The organism is Streptomyces jeddahensis (assembly GCF_001642995.1).
GTDB classification, from domain to species: domain Bacteria; phylum Actinomycetota; class Actinomycetes; order Streptomycetales; family Streptomycetaceae; genus Streptomyces; species Streptomyces jeddahensis.
The window spans coordinates 1-3,344 of sequence record NZ_LOHS01000169.1 but is presented as its reverse complement, the minus strand read 5'-3'; the positions used below and the strand labels follow the sequence as shown (position 1 = coordinate 3,344).

Here is a 3,344-nt window from a genome sequence, read left to right as displayed (position 1 = left end):
CCCCACCGCTCTACGAAGCCCCGCCACGCCCCTCGGCACCCCCCCGCCGGCCCGGCGCGGGCGCCGGCATCTCGGCCGCCTACCGTGCGGTCTCGTCGATCCCGCGCGCGCGAGACGGTCTGCAGCACGACACGACCGAGCGCATCGACGACCTGCCCCTGGACAGCCGGCCGACCGAGACCCTTCCGCGCCTCGACGACACCGCAACGACGGCGACCACGGGCCGCTGGCCCACGCCGTCCCCGCCCCCGCCCGGCGAGGCTGCCCCGTCGCCCTACGGCTCGCCGGACGCCTACGGCCCGTCCGGCTCCTACGGCCGATCCGGCACCTCGTACGGCTCGAACCTCTCGTACGGGAGGACCAACGACTCGTACGGCGAGTACGGCTCGTACGAAAGGCCCTCCGCCCGCGCCTACGACACCACGTACGACACCCCCGCCAACGGCACCCCGTACACGGCTGCCGCCGATCCCGCGTACGACAGCGGCCCCGCCACCGAGCCCCTCCCCGGCACCTTCCAGGCGCCCAGCCCAGGCGAGCCCTGGAACGCGCCCACCGGAGGCGTGAAGTGAACGCCGCTCTGCCGGACGTGCCCGAGGTCCGTGTCGTCGGGCTCCCCCAGCTCACCTCCGGCTTCGACCTCGTCGAACGCCTGGACCTCGCCATGCACTTGAAGGTGCACGGCCCGCTCGAGCCGATGGCCGGCGAGCAGCTCGCCGCGCTCGCGGAGCAGATCTCCCTGAAGGGCCGCGGCGGAGCGGGCTTCCCCTTCGCCAAGAAGCTGCGAGCGGTCGCCGAGTCGGCGATCCGCCGAGGCATACGTCCGGTGGTAGTCGTCAACGGCAGCGAGGACGAGCCCGCCTGCCGCAAGGACACGGTGCTGATCAACCGTGCCCCGCACCTGATCCTGGACGGCGCCCTGCTGGTCGCCGAGGCCTTGGGGGCCCGCACGCTGGTCGTCGGTGTGACCCGCGACTCCACCGAGGCGTCGATGCATGCCGCCCTCACGGAGCGCGGCCTCACCAACCGGCGCGGAGCGCCGCTACGCGCGCGCGTGCAGCGCAATCCGGCGCGCATGGTGACCGGAGAGTCGTCGGCACTGATCCGCTCGGCGGACGGCGGCCCGCCGCTGCCTCCCGGGCGCAAGGTGCGCGCCTCCGACAGCGGCGTCGGCGGCGCCCCCACGCTGCTGTCGAATGCCGAGACGTTCGCGCAGCTGGCGGTCGCCGCACGGATCGGCGCCGACCGCTACCGCCACACCGGCCTCCACGACGAGCCGGGCACAGTGATGCTGACCATCTCCGGCGCTGTCGCCCGCCCCATGGTCGTGGAGGTGCCCACCGGGGTGCCACTGCGATACGTACTGCAGCTGGCCGGTGCGCCGCCGGTGCCCCAGGGCGTGCTCACCGGCGGCTACCACGGCAAGTGGCTGGACGGGTCCGCCGTGCACGACGCGGTCGTCTCACGTGCGTCGCTGGACGCTCTCGGGGGTGCGCTCGGCGCGGGCGCCATCCTGCCGATCGGCCCCGAAACCTGCCCGCTCGGCGAGTCGCTGCGGGTGGCGAACTGGCTCGCCGCGGAGAGCGCCGGACAGTGCGGCCCCTGCTATCTCGGCCTGCCCGCGGCGGCCCGGGGGCTCGCCGACATCCTCAACGGCGGCGGTCCGGCCGCGCTGGAGGCCCTGCGCCAGGTCACCCAGGCCGTGAAGCGGCGCGGCGCGTGCAAGCATCCCGACGGCTCGGCCGCCTTCCTGGACTCCACCATTTCGGCGTTCACGGATGATCTCGCGGCACATGTCCTCGGCAGCGGCTGCGGCAGACGCGTCGCGGGTGTCCTGCCGCTCCAGGAGGCGGGCACCGCGGGCGGAGGTGCCGGAGGCGGAGCCGGTGACGCGCCGACCGGGCAGCGGCTCGCCGTCGACTGGACGCTGTGCCAGGGCCACGGCCTGTGCGCGGACATCGTCCCGGAACTCATCCAGCTGGGCCCTGACGGCTTTCCGTCCGTCGCGGAGGCATCCGTGCCGCAGTACTCGGCGGCACGCGCCATGCGGGCCGTGCGCCGCTGCCCCGCACTCGCGCTGCGGATCGAGCAGGAGCAGCCGCCTGCTCCGAGGCGCTCGAACCTGCCGGTCCTGCCCCCGGGAGGCGGCCGCAGGGCGCTTGGCAGCGGACGGGGTTGACGCCGGTCAAAGGCCCGCAACGAAAGGCGCGTCACCCGATTCGGTGACGCGCCTCTCATCTCTTCCGGCGCTCACGCGAGTTGCCCCCGCAACGCGCGGCGCAGCCCCGCAGAAACGACGAAGGCGACCCGGTCCGCGCTTTCCGCGGACAAGGTCGCCCTCGCACTCGTGGAGCTAAGGAGAATTGAACTCCTGACCTCCTGCATGCCATGCAGGCGCTCTACCAACTGAGCTATAGCCCCTTGCATTGTTCCGTCCGGTTCCCCGGCGGCTCCGCCAACATTACACGGTCATCCCGGTGCATCACCAAATCGTTTCCGGGATGTACCGATAAGGCCGGTACTGTCGGCCTTCGTGACCGTGATCGCATTCCCCCGCACCCGCCTGCGTGTGCCTGTGGCCGTCGGGGCCTGCCTGGTCTCCTTCACGGCCTTCTGCGTCGCGCAGCGCATCGCCGACGTCTCGATGATCGATCTGATGGTCTACCGGGCGGAGGGCGAGGCGGTCCGTGCGGGCGAGGACCTCTACGCTCTGCGCGCCACCGACGCCCGTCTGCCCACGACGTACCCGCCGTTCGCGGCACTGTTGTTCACGACGCTGACGCTTTTGGACACGGCGAGCATGCGCATGCTGGCAACGGCCGGAAACCTCGGGCTTCTCGTCACATTCGTCTGGCTCGCCCTGCGGCTCGTCGGGCACGCGCGCGTGGCGGTCGCCTGGTGGACCGCGGCGCTCGCCGTCTGGTGCGAGCCCGTGTGGACGACGCTGCGGTATGGGCAGGTCAACCTGCTGCTGGCCGTACTGGTGCTGTGGGACCTGTCGCGGAGGGAGCACCACCGCTGGGCCGGTGCGGGCATCGGCGTCGCGGCTGCGATCAAACTCACACCCGCGCTCTTCATCGTCTTCCTGCTGCTGACGGGCATCGTGGCAGCGGTACGGCACGGCGCGGGGCGGCCCTGGTTGCGGCACGCGTGCGTGGCGGCCGCCTCGTTCGCCGGCGCGACACTGCTCGCGGCGGCCGTCCTGCCGTACGACTCGCACCGTTTCTGGACGCGGATGGTCTTCGAGACGGGCCGTGTCGGGCGCACCGAGGACACCGCCAATCAGTCGCTGCGCGGCGTGCTGGCCCGGCTTCTGCACACCGGGGATCCCGGCGGCTGGTGGC

General features: G+C 72.6%; 2 protein-coding genes, 1 tRNA gene and 1 pseudogene. 3 read left to right on the top strand and 1 reads right to left on the bottom strand.

The genetic code is table 11. The features are described from left to right. Both STSP_RS33220 and STSP_RS33215 read left to right on the top strand, forming a co-directional pair. Positions 1-572: pseudogene (locus tag STSP_RS33220) on the top strand (cytochrome b/b6 domain-containing protein); the annotation flags it as partial. After that, positions 569-2,179 carry an NADH-ubiquinone oxidoreductase-F iron-sulfur binding region domain-containing protein gene (locus STSP_RS33215; protein WP_067284748.1) on the top strand — a complete coding sequence of 537 codons (1,611 nt, stop codon included), beginning with the start codon at positions 569-571 and terminating at the stop codon, positions 2,177-2,179. The pseudogene STSP_RS33220 and the gene STSP_RS33215, both read left to right, overlap by 4 nt. A gap of 169 nt (positions 2,180-2,348) precedes the next feature. On the opposite strand, the gene STSP_RS33210 is transcribed toward STSP_RS33215, so the two are convergent. Beyond that, positions 2,349-2,421: transfer RNA gene (locus STSP_RS33210), tRNA-Ala, on the bottom strand. Between the two features lie 112 nt (positions 2,422-2,533). Here STSP_RS33210 and STSP_RS33205 point away from each other — a divergent pair. Continuing rightward, the coding region (locus tag STSP_RS33205; protein WP_067284747.1) for a glycosyltransferase 87 family protein at positions 2,534-3,344 on the top strand (811 nt) is incomplete at its 3' end.